Consider the following 17,290-nt stretch of genomic DNA (forward strand, 5'->3'; position numbering starts at 1 on the left):
GAACCGCCCCCGGCGCCGCGCCCGCCGGGCCGCCCGCGCGGCGTCGGCCGCGGCGCGCGGGTCGCCGTCGCGGCGCATGTCGAAGGGCCGGGCCGGTGGGTCCTCGCCGCGGATGCCGGCGAGCTGGGCGGTGACCGCGGCCATGATCCGGCGGGTGGCCTCCTGCAGCGTCTCCTGGTCGGGCTCGCCGCCGTAGAGGTCGTCGAGGTCGACCGGCGGCCCGGCGACGACGGTGACGGGCTTGCGGGGGAACGGCCGGAAGCGGGCGGTGTAGGGCGGCAGCACGAGGTGGGCGCCCCACTGGGCGATGGGGATGACCGGCACGTGGGTGCGCAGCGCCAGGCGCGCCACCCCGGTCTTGCCCGTCATCGGCCACATCGCGGGGTCACGGGTGAGGGTGCCCTCGGGGAAGACCGCCACGCACTCCCCTTGCGCCAGCGCCAGCTCCGCGGCCACCAGCGCGTCGGCCGCGCGGGCGGTGCCCCGGTAGACCGGGATCTGGTCGGCGCCGCGCAGCAGCGCCCCGAGCACGGGGACCTCGAACAGCGAGGACTTGGCGAGGAACTTCGGCGCCGCGCCGTGGTCGAAGAGGTAGTGCGCGAAGGTCAGCGGGTCGAGGTTGGAGACGTGGTTGCCCACGGCGAGGAAGCCGCCGTCGGGCAGGTGCTCCGCGCCGCGCCAGGTCCGGGTGGTCATCGCCCGCATGGTCGGCCGGAGCACACGGGCGAGGAACCGGTAGATACCGGACTGCTTGCGTACCTGCACGTGCCCGATGGTAGTCGCGGCCTCAGGCCCGCTCGTACAGCCCGCGGACGTAGGCGGCCTGCCCGAGGTGCTGGAGGTCGTCGCCGACGATGCTCACCAGCCGCACGCCGAGCGAGACCGGCGGGTCCCACCGCTCGTCGACGATCCGGTCGAGGTCCTCCTCGGCCAGGGTGCTGAGGAACTCGACGGTGCGCCGGTGCACCGCGTCGAGGTAGCCGCGCAGCTGGTCCGCGCTCGCCCGCACCGCGGCGACCTCCTCGGCGCTCTGCCCGTAGCCGGTGGCGGACGCGTCGAAGGGCAGCGCGAAGCGCTCGGCCCAACCGTCCGCCGTCCACGCCTCCTCGGTGCCGGCCACGTCGGCGATCTGGGCGTCCTGCCCGCGGGAGAGGTGCCAGATCAGCCAGGCGATGCTGTTGGCCTCGGCGTCCGGGCGGGCGGTGAGCCCGGCCTCGTCCAGGCCGTCCAGGATCCGGGCGACGCCGTCGGGCACGCGCGAGTAGGCCTCGATGAGCAGCTCAGCGGTGTTCATGGCCCCAGTGTGGCCGGGCGCGGCCGGCTCCGCAGGGCGATGCGCCGGCCGTCATGGCCGAAGGCCTCGGGGACGCCAACGGGCGCGCCCGCCGGAGGCGAGCGCGCCCGTTCTCGAGGCGCGCGCCGGTCAGACCAGCGCGACCTGGCCCTCGGCCTCGGCGAGCGAGACCTTCGCGCCCAGCGCCTCGAGCTTGTCCATGAAGTTCTCGTAGCCGCGGTTGATGATGTCGATGCCGCGCACGCGCGAGGTGCCCTCGGCGGCCAGCGCCGCGATGAGGTGGGAGAAGCCGCCGCGCAGGTCCGGCACCTCGATGTCGGCCGCCCGCAGCGGGGTCGGGCCGGAGATGACGGCCGAGTGGTTGAAGTTGCGCTGGCCGAACCGGCACTCCAGGCCGCCGAGGCACTCCCGGTAGATCTGGATGGTCGCGCCCATGCCGCGCAGCGCGTCGGTGAAGCCGAAGCGGTTCTCGTAGACCGTCTCGTGGACGATGGACAGCCCGTTCGCCTGGGTGAGCGCCACGACGAGGGGCTGCTGCCAGTCGGTCATGAACCCGGGGTGGACGTCGGTCTCGAGCACGATCGAGCGCAGGTCCCCGCCCGGGTGCCAGAAGCGGATGCCGTCCTCGCGCACGTCGAACGCGCCGCCGACCTTCCGGAAGGTGTTGAGGAAGGTCATCATCTCCGGCTGGGTGGCGCCCTTGACGAAGACGTCGCCGCGGGTCGCCAGCGCCGCCGACGCCCACGAGCCGGCCTCGATGCGGTCGGCCAGGGCGGAGTGCCGGAAGCCGTCGAGCCGGTCGACGCCCTCGATGCGGATGGTCCGGTCGGTGTCGACGGAGATGATCGCGCCCATCTTCTGCAGGACGGCGATGAGGTCCATGATCTCCGGCTCGATGGCCGCGTTGGACAGCTCGGTCAGGCCGCTGGCGCGCACGGCCGTGAGCAGGGTCTGCTCGGTGGCACCGACGCTGGGGTAGGGCAGGTGGATCTTGGTGCCCCGCAGCCCGCCGGGCGCGGAGAGGTGGATGCCCTGGACGCGCTTGTCCACCACCGCGCCGAACTGGCGCAGGATGTTGAGGTGGTAGTCGATCGGCCGGTCGCCGATGCGGCACCCGCCGAGGTCGGGGATGAACGCCTCGCCCAGGCGGTGCAGCAGCGGGCCGCAGAAGAGGATCGGGATGCGGCTCGAGCCGGCGTAGGCGTCGATGTCGGCGACGTGGGCGGCCTCGACGTTGCGCGGGTCCAGCGAGATCACGCCGGCCTGCGGGTCGTGCTCGACCAGCACGCCGTGCAGGCCGAGGAGGTTGGCCACCACCTCGACGTCGCGGATCTGGGGGACGTTGCGCAGCTCGGAAGCCTCCTCGCCGAGGAGGGAGGCCACCATCGCCTTGGAGACGAAGTTCTTCGCCCCGCGCACGGTGATCTCGCCCTGCAGGGGCGTGCCACCCTCGACCGTCAGGAGCCCGCTCATACACACCTCACAGCTCCGGACTGCGGAGCGTAGATTCGAAGCGGACCCGGCTGGTCCGCGACCGTCAGGATACGTGGCGCGTCCTCGCGCCCGGGACCCCCAGCTCGTGTCGGCTCGGCCACAACGGCGGGAGCCCCTCGCCGGGATCCCGCGGCCGGATCAATTCTGCGTCTCCCGCGGCCCGCGCGCGCACCACCGCCCGGCGTGTCGGCGCAGCCGCGCCCGGACGCACCGCGGCCCGGCCCCCGCGCCTGCCGGAGCAGGGCGTGGGGCCGGGCCGAGGTGGGTGGCTCAGGCGAGCGGGGCGTCCGCGTGGGCCGGCAGGCCGCCGGACTCCCCCACCGGGCGCGCCGCCATGATGTGCACCGGCGGCAGGTGCTTGGCCGGCAGCGTGGTCGGCCGCCACCCGGCCCGCCTCTGCTCGTAGGCGGTGATGTCGGCCTCGCTCTGCAGCGTCAGGCCGATGTCGTCCAGGCCCTCGAGCAGCCGCCAGCGGGTGTAGTCGTCGATCTGGAAGGTGGTGTGCACCTCGCCGGCGACGACGGTCCGGTTCTCCAGGTCCACCGTGACCTCGGTGCCCGGGGCGTTCTCGAGCACCTTCCAGATCATCTCGGCGTCCTCCTGGGTGATGACGCCGGCGACGAGGCCCTGCTTGCCGGAGTTGCCGCGGAAGATGTCGGCGAAGCGGGGGGCCAGGACCACCCGGAAGCCGTAGTCCTTCAGCGCCCACACGGCGTGCTCGCGCGAGGAGCCGGTGCCGAAGTCGGGGCCGGCCACCAGGACCGAGCCGCTGGCGTACGCCGGCTGGTTGAGGACGAAGTCCGGGTCGCCGCGCCAGGCGGCGAAGAGGGCGTCCTCGAAGCCGGTGCGGGTGACCCGCTTGAGGTACACGGCCGGGATGATCTGGTCGGTGTCGACGTTGCTGCGCCGCAGCGGGACGCCGACGCCGGTGTGCTGGGTGAACTTCTCCATGGTCACGTGCTCCTTGGCGTCAGGCGTGGACGGGCTGCTGGGCGGGCTCGAGGTCGGCCGGCGCGGAGAGGGTGCCGCGCACCGCCGTCGCCGCCGCCACCAGCGGGGAGACGAGGTGGGTGCGCCCGCCCTTGCCCTGGCGGCCCTCGAAGTTGCGGTTGGAGGTCGACGCGGCGCGCTCGCCGGGCTTGAGCTGGTCGGGGTTCATCCCCAGGCACATCGAGCAGCCCGCGTTGCGCCACTCGGCGCCGAAGTTGAGGAAGATCTGGTCCAGCCCCTCGGCCTCGGCCTGCAGGCGCACCCGCGCCGAGCCGGGCACGACGAGGACGCGGACGTCGTCGGCCTTCTTGCGGTCCTTGATGACGTCGGCGACGGCGCGCAGGTCCTCGATGCGGCCGTTGGTGCACGAGCCGATGAAGACCGTGTCGACCTTGATGTCCTTCAGCGGGGTGCCGGGGGTCAGCGCCATGTACTCCAGCGCCCGCTCGGCGGCCTTGCGGGCGGACTCGTCGGCGATGTCGACCGGGTCCGGCACGGCGGCGGACAGCGGCAGGCCCTGCCCGGGGTTGGTGCCCCAGGTGACGAACGGCTCGAGGGTGTCGGCGTCGAGGTCGACCTCGGCGTCGAAGACGGCGTCGTCGTCCGAGCGCAGCGTCTTCCAGTACTCCACGGCCGCGTCCCAGTCGGCGCCCTCCGGGGCGTGCGGGCGGCCCTTGATGTACTCGAACGTGGTCTCGTCCGGGGCGATCATGCCGGCCCGGGCGCCGGCCTCGATCGACATGTTGCAGATCGTCATCCGCGCCTCCATGGAGAGGTTGCGGATGGCCTCGCCGCGGTACTCCAGCACGTAGCCCTGGCCGCCGCCGGTGCCGATCTTGGCGATGATCGCGAGGATGATGTCCTTGGCCGTGGTGCCGGGCTTGAGGGTGCCGTTGACGTTGATCGCCATCGTCTTGAACGGCGCGAGCGGCAGGGTCTGGGTGGCGAGCACGTGCTCGACCTCGGAGGTGCCGATGCCGAAGGCCAGGGCGCCGAAGGCGCCGTGGGTGGAGGTGTGGGAGTCGCCGCACACCACGGTCAGGCCCGGCATGGTCAGGCCGAGCTGGGGGCCGACGACGTGGACGATGCCCTGGTCGGCGTCGCCGAGGGAGTGCAGGCGGATGCCGAACTCCTTGGCGTTGTTGCGCAGCGTCTCGATCTGGGTCCGGCTGGTCGCGTCGGCGATGGGCCGGTCGATGTTGAGCGTGGGGGTGTTGTGGTCCTCGGTCGCGATGGTGAGGTCCGGCCGGCGCACCGGCCGGCCGGCCAGGCGGAGGCCCTCGAAGGCCTGGGGGCTGGTGACCTCGTGCACGAGGTGCAGGTCGATGTACAACAGGTCCGGCGCCCCGTCGGTGCCCTTCCGCACCACGTGCGCGTCCCAGACCTTCTCGGCCAGCGTTCGGCTCATCGCGTTCTCTCTTCCTTGTGGCCGGCCCCGTCGCGGGCCTCCGTGCCGCTTACTTGCAATCTCATTACCTGAGATGCCAATATCGCTCCATGGACAACTCTAGCGGAGTCGGCGTCCTTGACAAGGCCGCCACGGTTCTCGGCGCGCTGGAGGCCGGGCCGGCCACCTTGGCCCAGCTCGTCAGCGCCACGCACCTCGCCCGCCCGACGGCGCACCGCCTCGCCGTCGCGCTCGAGCACCACCGCCTCGTCGCGCGTGACATGCAGGGACGGTTCATCCTCGGCCCGCGCCTCGCCGAGCTCGCCTCGGCGGCCGGCGAGGACCGCCTGCTCGCCGCGGCCGGGCCGGTCCTCACCGCGCTGCGCGACCACACCAACGAGAGCGCGCAGCTCTTCCGCCGCCAGGGCGACCAGCGCATCTGCGTCGCGGCGGCCGAGCGGCCGATGGGGCTGCGCGACTCGATCCCGGTCGGCGCCACCCTGACGATGCTCGCCGGGTCCGCGGCCCAGGTGCTGCTGGCGTGGGAGGAGCCCGACCGGCTGCACCGCGGCCTGCACGGCGCCAACTTCACCGCCACGGTCCTGTCCGGCGTGCGCCGGCGCGGCTGGGCCCAGTCCGTCGCCGAGCGCGAGCCGGGCGTCGCCTCGATCTCCGCCCCGGTGCGCGGGCCGTCGGGCCGCGTCCTCGCGGCGGTGTCCATCTCCGGCCCCATCGAGCGGATGGGGCGTCAGCCTGGGCGCCTGCACGCCCCCGCCGTCGTCGCGGCCGCCAACCGGCTCACCGAGGTGCTCAAGCGCACCGAGGAGGGCTGAGACCGCACGCGATTCCGCGAGCACAGTCCCTGAGGGCCGCCGGCGTGCGCCGGCGGCCCTCAGCTGTCCCTGCGGGACCGCCGCCCGGCCTGCGGCCGTCACGGCGCCCCAGGAGCCGTGAGTCGCCGTCGCGCGGGGCACTGCCGTGACGTAGGGGGACGTGGCGCCGCCGTGACGCGGTGACGCGGTGGAAAGGCACCGTCGCGGCACGGCGGAAGGCCCTGGCGCGATGCGGGAAATGCGAGAGGCCCTCACCGCGTGGGTGAGGGCCTCTCTGTCGGTACCCCCAGCCGGATTCGAACCGGCGCCGCCGCCGTGAGAGGGCGGTGTCCTAGGCCACTAAACGATGGGGGCTTGCGTTGTTCACTTGTCTGCCACCGTCGGCGGCTCTGAAAGATTAGCAGGCCTGGGGCCGAGGTTCGAATCCAGATCCGTCCGGCGGGCTGTGAGGTCACCCACAACGCTGCCGTGGACGCTGCGGACGCGCTCGGCCGCCGCAGACGCCCTCGGCCCGGGGAGGCGCCCGGACCCGGGAACGACACAGGCCCCGCACCGGAGTGCGGGGCCTGTGTTGGTCGTACCCCCAGCCGGATTCGAACCGGCGCCGCCGCCGTGAGAGGGCGGTGTCCTAGGCCACTAAACGATGGGGGCTTGCACACCCGAAGGTGTTCGTCGGCTCGCACCGAAGTGCTTGCCGATCGCTGGGGTACCAGGACTCGAACCTAGACTAACTGAACCAGAATCAGTCGTGCTGCCAATTACACCATACCCCAAGGGGGTATGACATCCGCTCCGCCCGTCGGCCTCCTGGACGTCTTACCGGGGAGAGACATTACCCGAGCGCGGGGCCCTAACCAAACCAGATCCGCCGTTCGTGACTGACCTCACGGGCGGTGAGCGTGCGGGAGCGGCCTGCCCTCCCCGGCCTCGCCCACAAGCGCGTCGGGCCTCCCCCACACCCGCATCGGGCTGCTCCACGCCCGCCCCGTCGGCGCGCCGGCGGAGGCGCCCGCGGACGCCACCGACACGCCGCGATCTTGCCTGACACCGCCGGCACGACGTCGCGAGCGGCGCCCGCCCCGCTTGGTGGTGGGGCCCCGCCCCGCTAGCGTCACGCCATGACGCCCGACGACGTCCGCCAGGCCACCCAGTGGCTCGCCAACGAGCTGCGTGCCCGTCCCGAGGCCCGGTACGACTACGACCGGCCGGCCCGCGGCCTGACCTGGTCGGTGTGGCGCACCCTCGAGCACGTCCTCGACGACCTGCTCGTCTACGCCCTCCAGGTGGCCGGCCGAGTCCGCGAGGGCTACCTCCCGCTCGTGGCCGCGAACGGCAGCGGCGACGTCGTGCGCTGCGACCGCTCCGCCGGCGTCCGGGGGCTCGCCGCCACCATGGAGGCCTGCGGGGAGCTGCTGGCCGCCCAGGTGCAGATCCAGCCGGCCGCCGAGCGGGCCTACCACCCCTACGGCGAGAGCGACCCTGCCGGTTTCGCCGCCATGGGGGTCTGTGAGGTGCTCGTGCACGGCTGGGACGTGCTCACGGCGCTGGACGACGCCGTCGCCACGCTGCCCGAGGACCTGTGCGCCAAGGTGCTCGACCGGCTCTTCCCCGGCTCACCCCACGACCTGGGCAGCCCACAGGACGTCCTGCTGTGGCAGACCGGGCGCGAGGAGCTGGCCGGACGGGCGCGGCGGACCACCTGGCGGTGGGACGCCAGCGTGCGCTGACCGGGCCGGGCGAGCCCGGCCGGCCCGCCGGCTCACGCGCCGGTCTGGCCGTCGAGCTGGGCGCGCAGGCTCTTGAGCCGCGCCAGGGTGCGCTCGCGCCCGAGGATCTCCATGGACTCGAACAGCGGCGGCGAGACCCGCCGGCCGGTCACCGCCGTGCGCAGCGGCGCGAAGGCGAACTTGGGCTTGATACCGAGCCCGTCGACGATCGCCGCGCGCAGCGCGTGCTCGGTGCTCTGGGTGGAGAAGTCGTCGAGGCGCTCGAGGGCGTCGACGGAGGCATCGAGGACCTGCGGGGCCTCGGGCCGCAGGGCCTTGCGCGCGTCGTCCTCGATGGGGAGGTCGGCGTCGTCGCGAAAGAGGAACCCGAGCATGCCCGGGGCCTCGCCGAGCAGGACCATGCGCTCCTGGACCAGCGGCGCGGCGGCGTCGAGGATCCCCCGCTCCCGCTCCGTCAGCGCGTCGTAGGCGTCGGCCGTGACGAGCCCCGCGGCGTGCAGGTAGGGCACGAGGCGGGCACGGAAGTCCTCCGGGGCGAGCATGCGCAGGTGCGTGGCGTTGATCGCCTCGGCCTTCTTCAGGTCGAAGCGGGCCGGGTTCGGGTTGACGTCGCGGATGTCGAAGGCGGCGACCATCTCCTCCTTGGAGAAGATGTCGTTGTCCGGAGCGATGCCCCAGCCCAGCAGCGCGAGGTAGTTGAGCAGCCCCTCGGGGATGAAGCCGTGCTCGCGGTGGAGGAACAGGTTGGACTCGGGGTCCCGCTTGGACAGCTTCCGGTTGCCCTCCCCCATGACGTACGGCAGGTGACCGAAGTACGGGGTGACCTGCGCGATGCCCAGGTCGAGCAGCGCCTGGTAGAGCACCACCTGGCGCGGGGTGGAGGAGAGCAGGTCCTCCCCGCGCAGCACGTGGGTGATGTTCATCAGCGCGTCGTCCACCGGGTTGGTCAGGGTGTACAGCGGGAACCCGTTGGCGCGCACGATGACGAAGTCCGGGATGGAGCCGGCCTTGAACGTCACGTCGCCGCGCACGAGGTCGGTGAACGTCACGTCGGTGTCGGGCATGCGCATGCGCAGGACCGGCTCGCGGCCCTCGGCCCGGTAGGCGGCCTTCTGCTCCTCGGTCAGGTCGCGGTCGTAGCCGTCGTAGCCGAGCTTGGGGTCGCGGCCCGCGGCGCGGTGCCGGGCCTCGATCTCCTCAGGGGTGGAGAAGGACTCGTAGGCGTAGCCGGCCTCCAGGAGCTGAGCGGCGACGTCGCGGTAGACGTCCATGCGCTCGGACTGGCGGTAGGGACCGTGCGGCCCGCCGACCTCCACGCCCTCGTCCCAGTCCAGGCCGAGCCACCGCAGGGCGTCGAGGATCTGCTGGTAGCTCTCCTCGCTGTCGCGCTCCGGGTCGGTGTCCTCGATCCGGAAGACGAACGTGCCGCCGACGTGGCGCGCGTACGCCCAGTTGAACAGGGCGGTCCGGATGAGGCCCACGTGCGGGGTGCCGGTGGGCGAGGGGCAGAAGCGGACGCGGATGTCGGAGCGCGCGGACGCGGCGGTGTTCTCGGTCATGATGGCTCCCAGCGTAGTCGGGCCCGGCCCGGCCGGGCCGGGCGGCCGCCGGGCGTGAGCCGGCCGTCCCGCTCCTTCGGTGTCGGCGCCGGGCGGTAGCGTCGCCGGTGCCGGCGCACCACCGCGTCGGGCACCACCGGCGACGGCGAGCGGGAGCGGGTATGCGGGCGGACTTCGACCACATCACCATCGACCAGCTGCGGGCGGCCGGCGGGCTCAAGTGGACCGCCTACCCCGACGCCATCGGCATGTTCGTCGCGGAGATGGACTTCGGGGTGCCCCCGCCGGTGGCCGCGGTGCTGCGGCGCGCGGCCGCCGACGGTGCCTTGGGCTACCCCACCGGCCACGACCTGCAGGCGCTGCGCGAGGCCACGTCCGGCTGGCTGGACCGCACCACCGGCTGGGACGTCCCGGCCGGACGGGTGCACCCGCTGCCCGACGTGCTCACCGCCCTGCGGCAGACCATCCGGCACTTCACCCCGGACGGCTCGGCGGTCATCGTGCCCACCCCGGCGTACATGCCCTTCCTCACCGTGCCCGTGGCGGCCGGGCGGGAGGTCGTCCAGGTCCCGAGCCGGGTGGACGCCGCCGGACGCTACAGCCTCGACCTGGACGGGATCGACGCGGCCTTCGCGGGCGGGGCGCGCCTGCTCGTGCTGTGCAACCCGTGGAACCCGGTGGGCCGGGTGCTGGACCGCGAGGAGCTGCTCGCGGTCGCGGAGGTGGTCGAGCGGCACGGCGGGCGGGTCTTCGCCGACGAGATCCACGCCCCGCTCGTCCTGGACGACCGGCCCCACCTGCCCTACGCCGCGCTCGACGAGCGCACCGCGGCGCACACCGTCACCGCCGTCGCGGCCTCGAAGGGCTGGAACATCCCGGGCCTGAAGTGCGGGCAGATGGTGCTGTCCAACGACGCCGACGCCGCCCGGTTCGCGCCCTACGCCGAGGACGCCGGCAACCCGCTCGGGCTGCTCGGCACCCGCGCCGCCACCGCGGTCTACACCGACGACGGCGGGTGGAACGCCGAGGTCGTCGAGTACCTCCGCGCCGGCCGCGACCTGCTGGAGGACCTGGTGGCCGAGCACCTGCCCGGGGCGGTGCTCAGCCACCTCGAGGGCACCTACATCGCCTGGCTCGACTGCGCCGGGCTCGGCCTCGACGAGCCGGCGGCGGGGTTCTTCCGGCGCGAGGCCGGGGTCGCCCTCACCGACGGCGCCGCCTGCGGGGACGGCGGGGCCGGGTGCGTCCGCCTGGTCATGGCCACGCCGAGGCCGATCCTGCGCCGGGCGCTCAAGCAGATGGGCGCGGCGCTGACGCGCCGGGCCGGCTGAGCTGCCCGGACCGCGGCTGGCGCGCTGGGTCCCGGCGCCCGGCGCCCAGCGCCCGGAGCGGGCTACCCAAGGCGAGCTGATAACCGCCCAAAGCCGTCCTGATTCCCGTTAACATCCGCCCGCATGGGAAGACCGTTGAGAAGCGCGGCTGTCCTGGCCGCCGTCATCATGCTGGCCACCTCCGGCTGCACCGAGTCCGCACCCCCCGAGCTCGCCGCGCTGGACCGACCCGCCGGAGGTACGGACGCGTTGCCTGCACAGATCCAGCCCCCGGAGGGACTGCGCACCTTCCGCTACGTCGGCGACTCGGACGCCGCGGCCGTGTACGCGGCGCGGGGCCCCGCCGACCGACCGTGGTGCGTCCTGCTCGTGTCCGCCCAGCCGGAAGGGAAGATCTCGACCTGGCCGGCGAGCTCCGCGTGCACCGACGACGAGCAGTTCGCCAGGCGCGGAGTCGCGACCTCCGTCGTCGGCGTCAGCGGTGAGCCTGCTGCCGCGCTGCTGCTGCCCGACGGGTTCAGCGGCGAGGTCGAGCAGGGATGGCAGATCGTCGGAGCCAACCTCGCGGTACCGCTCGCGCCATAACCGCCCCCCCTCCCCGCCCGGGCGGCCAAGACTGCCGCGCGTCCCGGCGCCGGTCGGCCGGCCCGGCCGGCCCGCTCAGTCCCGGCGGACCACCGGGTTCGACAGGGTGCCGATGCCCTCGACCTCGACCTCGACGCGCTGACCGACGTCGATGGGCCCGACCCCGGCGGGCGTGCCGGTGAGGATGACGTCGCCGGGCAGGAGCGTGAAGATCGACGAGACGTACGCGATCAGCTCGGGCACCGAGCGCACGAGCTGGCCGGTGCGCCCGTCCTGGCGCAGCTCGCCGTCGACCCGGGCGCGCACGGCGACGTCGGAGACGTCGACGTCCACCGCCAGGTAGGGGCCCAGCGGGCAGGAGGTGTCGAAGGCCTTGGCCCGGGTCCACTGCACGTCCGAGCGCTGCTTGTCCCGGGCGGTGACGTCGTTGGCGGCGGTGTAGCCGAAGATGACGTCGTCGGCCTTCTCCACCGGCACGTACTTGCACATCCGGGAGATGACGACGGCGAGCTCGGCCTCGTGGTGCACCTCGTGGGAGTACGGCGGCAGCACGATGGGGTCGCCCGGGCCGATGACGGAGGTGTTGGGCTTGAGGAAGACCACCGGCTCGTCGGGGACCTCGTTGCCCATCTCCGCGGCATGCGCGGCGTAGTTGCGGCCGATCCCGATGACCTTCGAGCGCGGGATGACGGGCGAGAGCAGGCGGACGTCGTCCACCTTGACCCGCTCGCCGGTGGTGGACAGGTCGCCGTAGATGGGGTCGTCCTTGAGCACGACGAGCTCGTCGGACTCCTCGTCGAGGACGCCGTAGCGCGGGTTCTCCCCCGCAGTGAACCGTGCGATGAGCATGGTGCCCACCCTAGTTGGCGGCGGGGGCCGGCCCGGGGGCGGCGCCGCGGCGGGCGAGCACCTGGCCGTGGAGGACGACGAACCAGCCGTCCTCGGCGGCGGCCCACCGCAGCCACGCCGCCGCCAGCCGTTCGAGGTCAGCCGGCCGGGCGAGGCCCAGGGCCACGGCCTGCTCCCCCAACGCCGACCGGCGCACCCGCTCGGCCCACTGCCCCGCCCACCAGCCGCGCTCCTCGGGCGTGGCGAAGCACCAGGTGCCGGCCGAGGCGTCGACGTCGGTGAACCCGGCCGCCCGCACGCAGGCGTGCAGGCGCCGCCCGGCGTCCGGCTCGCCCCCGTTGCGGCGGGCCACGCGGTGGTAGAGGTCGTTCCACGCGGTCAGGTCGTCGTCGTGGGGGTACCAGGTCATCGCGGCGTAGTCGGCGTCGCGCACCGCCAGCAGCCCGCCGGGCCGGAGCACCCGGCGCATCTCGCGCAGCGCGGCCACCGGGTCGCCGAGGTGCTGGAGCACCTGGTGGGCGTGAACCACGTCCACGCTCGCCGTCGCCACCGGGAGGGCGTACACGTCGCCGACGGCGTAGCGCAGGTTGGCCCGCGCGGCGCCGCCGCGGGCCCGGCGCAGCACGCCCGCGTCGCGGTCGAGGCCGACGACGGGGCCCGGCGCCACCCGGTCGGCCAGTCCGACGGTGATGGTGCCCGGCCCGCACCCGACGTCGAGCACGCTCATGCCCGGGCGCAGGTGCGCGAGCAGGTAGGCCGCGGAGCTCTCGGCCGTGCGGGCCGCGTGCGCGGCCACCACGCTGTCGTGGTGGCCGTGGGTGTAGGCCGCTTCGCGCCGGGGCATGGGCGCACGGTAGCCCGGGCGCCGCCTACCCTGGACACCATGACCGCACCCGCCCTCGACGTCGCGGTGCTGCCCGCGACCGAGTGGCGGGCCCGCGCCGAGGCCCACGCCGGGCGCGCCGACGCGCTGACGGCGGCGCACCGCGAGCGCCGCTCGCGCCGCCTCACCCACCCCATCGAGGACTTCCTCTACGAGTACTACAGCGTCCGGCCGGCCCGGCTGCGCCGCTGGCACCCCGGCGTGGGCGTCGCCCTGGCCGGCACCGCCGACGAGCTCGCCGAGCGGGCGGCGTGGCGGTGGACGGCGACGGCGACGGCGGGCGGCGTCGTCGTCCTCGACGTCGCGGCGTACCTGGCGGACCGGGGCGAGGGCGTGCGCTGGCTCCACGAGCTCCTCCGGCGCACCGCCGGCCGGCCCGCGCACCTGGGCTGCCTGGGCCTGCACGAGTGGGCGATGGTCTACCGCCAGGAGGCGCACCGCCACCCCCTGCCGCTGCGGCTGGGCCAGGCGGGCACGGACGCCGTCGTGGAGTCCCACCCGGTCCGGTGCACGCACTACGACGCGTTCCGGTTCTTCACCGCGCCGGCCCGCCCGCTCAACCGGCTCCAGCCGGCGCGGGCGACCCAGCTCGACCTCGAGCAGCCCGGGTGCCTGCACGCCAACATGGACCTGCTCAAGACGGCGCTGAAGCTCGGGCCCGCCTGCCCGGGCGGGCTGCTCCTCGACTGCTTCGAGCTCGCCCGCGACATCCGGGTGCTCGACATGCGCGCCTCCCCCTACGACGTCACGGGCCTCGGGCACAGCCCGGTGGCCATCGAGACGGCCGCGGGCCGGGCGGAGTACGTGGCGCAGCAGCGGGCCTTCGCCGGGCGGGCCGAGCCGCTGCGCGACCGCCTGCTCACGGTGACGACGGCGCTGCTCGAGGGCGCCGCGGCCTGAGTGGCGGCGACGTCTCCGCGGAAGCGTCCCACGCGTCCGCGGCGGTGTGGTCACGTGCCTGTGGAGAACGCGTTTCCGCGGAAACGTCGGCCTGTGGAAAACGCGTTTCCGCGGAAACGTCTCCCGGCACCTGTGGAGAACGCGTTTGCGCCGGAAGCGCGCCTGCCGTGGGGACACGGCCGTTACCGATTCGCCGCCGTCGGTCCGTTCACCCCGTGACCTGCGACGGCGTACCCTCACCAGCGAGGGCTCGTCCGCCCCGCGCCGCGCGTGCGGCGCCGTCACGCACCGCGCGTCTCTCCCGGGCTCGGTGTGACCCCGCGTCCCCCGGCCCTCGGGGCCCTTTCAGCAACACAGGCACCCGCCCGGCGGTGCCGCCGGGCGGCTCGGTGGGAAGTGATCGCGATGACGCGTCTGCTCCGGGCGATGCTCGCCCTGCTGTTCGGGCTCGCACTCCTCGCCCCCGCGGCGACGGCCGCCCAGGCGGCCCCCTACTGCGGGATCACCTGGGGGTCGCAGCCCAAGCACGCCGGCACCACGGCCGGCCAGGAGTACCTCACCGGCATCCGGGCCGGCCGGCACGCCTGCTTCGACCGCCTCGTGCTGGACGTGCGCGGCGGCCGGATCTCCGGCTTCGACGTCCGCTACGCCCCGGTGGCCACCGAGGGGCAGGGCCGGCCCATCCCGCTGCGCGGGGCGGGCGACCTGCGGGTGATCGCCGACGTGCACGCCACCACCCCCGGCGGGCGCGTGACCTACGCCCCGGCCCACCCCAACGAGGCCGTCGACGTGGCGGGCTTCCGCACCTTCCGCCAGGTGGCCTGGGGCGGCAGCTTCGAGGGCGTGTCCGTCGTCGGGCTCGGCGTGCGGGCCCGGCTGCCGTTCCGGGCGTTCGTGACGAACGGCCCGGGCGACACCTCCCGGCTCGTCGTGGACGTCGCGCACCGCTGGTGAGCCCGGTGCGGACACCTCCCGGACACCTCCCGGGGCTACCCTGCCCGCCGTGACTCCCCCTCCCGGCCGCCTCGTGCGGCGCCTCGGCCTGCCCGACGCGATCGTCATCGGCCTCGCGTCGATGATCGGGGCCGGCGTCTTCGCCGTCTTCGCCCCCGCCGCCCAGGCCGCGGGGTCGTGGCTGCTCGCCGGGCTCGCCCTCGCCCTCGTGGTCGCCACCTGCAACGCCACGTCGACGGCGCAGCTGGCGGCCACGTACCCCACCTCGGGCGGCACGTACGTCTACGGCCGGAACCAGCTCGGGCCCTGGTGGGGCTTCGCGGCCGGCTGGTCCTTCGTCATCGGCAAGACCGCCTCCTGCGCGGCGATGGCGACGACGTTCGCGGCGTACACGGTGCCCGGGCCCTGGCAGCGGCCCGTCGCCGCGGTGGCCGTGCTGGCGCTGACCGCGGTGAGCTGGCGCGGTATCACCCGCACGGCCGGGCTCGCCCGGGTCCTCGTCGCCGTCGTCCTCGTGGCCCTGGCCGTGGCGATCCTCGGCGCGCTGCGAGGCGGCGCCGAGCCGCCGGCCGGCGCCGGGGGCGGTGTGGCGCCCGGGGTGGCGGGGGTGCTCCAGGCCGCCGGGCTGATCTTCTTCGCCTTCGCCGGGTACGCGCGCGTGGCCACCCTCGGCGAGGAGGTCCGCGAGCCGGCGCGGACCATCCCCCGGGCCATCGTCACCACGCTGGCGCTGGTCGCGGCCCTGTACGCCGTCGTCGCGCTCACGCTCCTGCACGTGCTCGGCCCGGCCGGGCTGGCCGCCTCGCACGCCCCGCTGGCCGACGCCGTCGCCGCCGGCTCGGCCTCGTGGGCGGTGCCGGTGGTGCGCGTGGGCGCCGCGGCCGCGAGCCTGGGGGCGCTGCTCGCCCTCCTGGCCGGCGTCGCCCGCACCAGCCTGGCCATGGCCCGCGAGGGCGACCTCCCCCGCCCCCTGGCCGCGGTCCACCCGCGCTTCCACGTCCCCCACCGCGCGGAGGCCGCGGTCGGGGTCTGCGTGGCCGTCGCGGTCCTGCTGGTGGACCTGCGCGAGCTCATCGGCTTCAGCTCCACCGGGGTGCTGCTGTACTACGCCGTCGCCAACCTCGCCGCGTTCACCCAGCCGCCCGAGCAGCGGCGCTACCCCCGGGCGCTGCAGGTGCTCGGCGTCGTGGGGTGCGTGGTCCTGGTCCTCACGCTGCCCCCGGCGTCCCTGCTCGCCGGCCTCGGGGTGCTCGCCGCCGGGCTGCTGGCGCGGGGGCTCGTGCACGCGCGGCGACCTGGGGCGCCTACCCTCGGCGCATGACCGCGCCCGTCCCCGACCCCGCCGCTCCGCCGGCCGCCTCCGCCGCCGGGGCGGCCGCCGGCCCGCCACCGCCGCCCGCGCCCCGGGCGCGCCTGGTCGGCGTCGACCTGGCCCGCGGCCTGGCGATCCTGGGGATGTTCGTCGCGCACCTGGGCGCCGACCGCCCGGACGGGACGCACGACCCGGCCTGGTTCGTGCTGGCCGACGGGCGCTCCGCCGCGCTCTTCGCGCTCCTCGCCGGGGTCTCCCTGGCCCTGAGCAGCGGCCGGGACCGGCTGCCGGCCGGCCTGGTCCTCCTCCACGCCCGGATGACCATCCTCGTGCGCGCCGGGCTGCTCCTGCTGCTGGGCTGGGTCCTCGTGGGCCTGGGCACCCCGGTGGCGGTCATCCTGCCCGCCTACGCGGTCCTGTTCCTCCTCGCCCTGCCCTTCCTCGCCGTGCGGCGGCGGTGGCTGCTGCTCGCCGCGGGCGTCGCCGCGGTCGTCTCCCCCACCCTCGTCGCCCTCGTCGCCGTGCCGAACGGCGGGCCCAGCCTGGCCGCCCGCCTGTCCGGGACGGCCGACCCGGTGCACCTGCCCGGCGACGAGCTCGTCACCGGCTACTACCCGGCGCTGGTCTACCTCGCCTACGTGCTGCTCGGGCTCGCCGTCGGACGCACCGACCTGACCCGGACGCGCACCCAGGCCGGGCTCGTCGGCGTCGGCGCGGGGCTGGCCGTGCTGGGCTGGGGCCTGTCCCGGCTGGCCCTGGACGCCGTCGGGCCGGACGCCTCGCCGCTGACCCGCCACCTGCTCAGCGGGGCCGCGCACGAGGACACCACGCTGGAGGTGGTGGGCAACTGCGGCACGGCCCTCGCCGTCATCGGGCTCTTCCTGCTGCTGACCCGGCCCACCCCGGCGGGCCGGGCGGCCGGCGCGGCGCTCAGCCCGCTGGCCGCGGCGGGGTCGATGAGCCTGACGGTCTACACCGCGCAGATCGTGGCGATCTTCGTCCTGGGCGAGCAGGTGGTGTGGGCGCCGACGTCCAACGCGGTGCTGGTCTGGTTCGTCGTGCTGGCGCTGGCCGGGGCGTGGCTGTGGCGGCGGCTGGTCGGCCGCGGGCCGCTCGAGCAGGGCCTGGGGGCCGCGGCGCGCGCCGTCGCCGGGCCCCGCCCCGCCGCGCCGTAGCGCCGCCCCGGACGGCC

Annotated in this window: 16 protein-coding genes and 3 tRNA genes; 8 read left to right on the forward strand and 11 right to left on the reverse strand. The window is 74.8% G+C overall.

The genetic code is table 11. The features are described from left to right. The 5 genes from GD970_RS19940 to leuC form a co-directional block, all read right to left on the reverse strand. The coding region (locus tag GD970_RS19940; protein WP_226925499.1) for a lysophospholipid acyltransferase family protein at positions 1-765 on the reverse strand (765 nt) is incomplete at its 3' end. 22 nt (positions 766-787) lie between these two features. Further along, a complete protein-coding gene (locus GD970_RS19945; protein WP_152204654.1) occupies positions 788-1,294 on the reverse strand; it encodes a mycothiol transferase in 507 nt (168 codons plus the stop codon). A 129-nt stretch (positions 1,295-1,423) separates the two neighbouring features. Then, entirely contained in the window at positions 1,424-2,767 is a 1,344-nt protein-coding gene (murA, locus tag GD970_RS19950) for a UDP-N-acetylglucosamine 1-carboxyvinyltransferase (protein WP_152204655.1), read from the reverse strand. Between the two features lie 291 nt (positions 2,768-3,058). Continuing rightward, positions 3,059-3,739, reverse strand: coding sequence for a 3-isopropylmalate dehydratase small subunit (gene leuD / locus GD970_RS19955; protein WP_152204669.1), 681 nt, complete (start codon positions 3,737-3,739; stop codon positions 3,059-3,061). Positions 3,740-3,758: 19 nt separating this feature from the next. Beyond that, positions 3,759-5,186, reverse strand: a complete 1,428-nt coding sequence (leuC, locus tag GD970_RS19960; RefSeq protein ID WP_152204656.1) for a 3-isopropylmalate dehydratase large subunit — start codon at positions 5,184-5,186, stop codon at positions 3,759-3,761. 89 nt (positions 5,187-5,275) lie between these two features. Between leuC and GD970_RS19965 the strand changes: the two genes are divergently transcribed. Then, positions 5,276-5,998, forward strand: a complete 723-nt coding sequence (locus GD970_RS19965; protein WP_152204657.1) for an IclR family transcriptional regulator — start codon at positions 5,276-5,278, stop codon at positions 5,996-5,998. Positions 5,999-6,279: 281 nt separating this feature from the next. On the opposite strand, the gene GD970_RS19970 is transcribed toward GD970_RS19965, so the two are convergent. From GD970_RS19970 to GD970_RS19980, 3 genes are all read right to left on the reverse strand, one after another. Continuing rightward, positions 6,280-6,352, reverse strand: a tRNA-Glu gene (locus tag GD970_RS19970). A 224-nt stretch (positions 6,353-6,576) separates the two neighbouring features. Further along, positions 6,577-6,649, reverse strand: a tRNA-Glu gene (locus GD970_RS19975). Between the two features lie 50 nt (positions 6,650-6,699). Then, positions 6,700-6,771: transfer RNA gene (locus tag GD970_RS19980), tRNA-Gln, on the reverse strand. A gap of 345 nt (positions 6,772-7,116) precedes the next feature. Here GD970_RS19980 and GD970_RS19985 point away from each other — a divergent pair. Continuing rightward, positions 7,117-7,725 (forward strand): polysaccharide deacetylase family protein, encoded by a 609-nt coding sequence (locus tag GD970_RS19985; protein ID WP_152204658.1) that lies wholly within the window; start codon positions 7,117-7,119, stop codon positions 7,723-7,725. A gap of 32 nt (positions 7,726-7,757) precedes the next feature. On the opposite strand, the gene gltX is transcribed toward GD970_RS19985, so the two are convergent. Further along, positions 7,758-9,284 (reverse strand): glutamate--tRNA ligase, encoded by a 1,527-nt coding sequence (gltX, locus tag GD970_RS19990; RefSeq protein ID WP_152204659.1) that lies wholly within the window; start codon positions 9,282-9,284, stop codon positions 7,758-7,760. 161 nt (positions 9,285-9,445) lie between these two features. On the opposite strand from gltX, the gene GD970_RS19995 reads away from it, so the two are divergent. Both GD970_RS19995 and GD970_RS20000 read left to right on the forward strand, forming a co-directional pair. Next, the gene (locus tag GD970_RS19995; RefSeq protein WP_152204660.1) at positions 9,446-10,615 is read left to right on the forward strand and encodes a MalY/PatB family protein; all 1,170 of its coding nucleotides are present in this window, start codon (positions 9,446-9,448) and stop codon (positions 10,613-10,615) included. A gap of 123 nt (positions 10,616-10,738) precedes the next feature. Further along, entirely contained in the window at positions 10,739-11,200 is a 462-nt protein-coding gene (locus GD970_RS20000) for a hypothetical protein (protein WP_152204661.1), read from the forward strand. A gap of 75 nt (positions 11,201-11,275) precedes the next feature. On the opposite strand, the gene GD970_RS20005 is transcribed toward GD970_RS20000, so the two are convergent. Both GD970_RS20005 and GD970_RS20010 read right to left on the reverse strand, forming a co-directional pair. Next, positions 11,276-12,049, reverse strand: coding sequence for a fumarylacetoacetate hydrolase family protein (locus GD970_RS20005; protein WP_152204662.1), 774 nt, complete (start codon positions 12,047-12,049; stop codon positions 11,276-11,278). Between the two features lie 10 nt (positions 12,050-12,059). Then, the gene (locus GD970_RS20010) at positions 12,060-12,893 is read right to left on the reverse strand and encodes a methyltransferase domain-containing protein (RefSeq protein WP_152204663.1); all 834 of its coding nucleotides are present in this window, start codon (positions 12,891-12,893) and stop codon (positions 12,060-12,062) included. A 39-nt stretch (positions 12,894-12,932) separates the two neighbouring features. Between GD970_RS20010 and GD970_RS20015 the strand changes: the two genes are divergently transcribed. From GD970_RS20015 to GD970_RS20030, 4 genes are all read left to right on the forward strand, one after another. Then, the gene (locus tag GD970_RS20015; RefSeq protein ID WP_152204664.1) at positions 12,933-13,832 is read left to right on the forward strand and encodes a 3-methyladenine DNA glycosylase; all 900 of its coding nucleotides are present in this window, start codon (positions 12,933-12,935) and stop codon (positions 13,830-13,832) included. 405 nt (positions 13,833-14,237) lie between these two features. After that, on the forward strand, positions 14,238-14,786 hold the full coding sequence (locus tag GD970_RS20020; RefSeq protein WP_152204665.1) for an AMIN-like domain-containing (lipo)protein: 549 nt from the start codon (positions 14,238-14,240) through the stop codon (positions 14,784-14,786). Positions 14,787-14,835: 49 nt separating this feature from the next. Beyond that, positions 14,836-16,107: an APC family permease gene (locus GD970_RS20025; protein WP_152204666.1), complete on the forward strand. Its 1,272-nt coding sequence runs from the start codon at positions 14,836-14,838 to the stop codon at positions 16,105-16,107. Next, positions 16,104-17,273: a heparan-alpha-glucosaminide N-acetyltransferase domain-containing protein gene (locus GD970_RS20030; RefSeq protein WP_152204667.1), complete on the forward strand. Its 1,170-nt coding sequence runs from the start codon at positions 16,104-16,106 to the stop codon at positions 17,271-17,273. Before GD970_RS20025 ends, GD970_RS20030 begins: the two co-directional genes overlap by 4 nt. The last annotated feature ends 17 nt before the right edge of the window (positions 17,274-17,290 follow it).

Origin of the sequence: Georgenia thermotolerans (assembly GCF_009193185.1) — a bacterium.
GTDB classification, from domain to species: Bacteria; Actinomycetota; Actinomycetes; order Actinomycetales; family Actinomycetaceae; genus Georgenia; species Georgenia thermotolerans.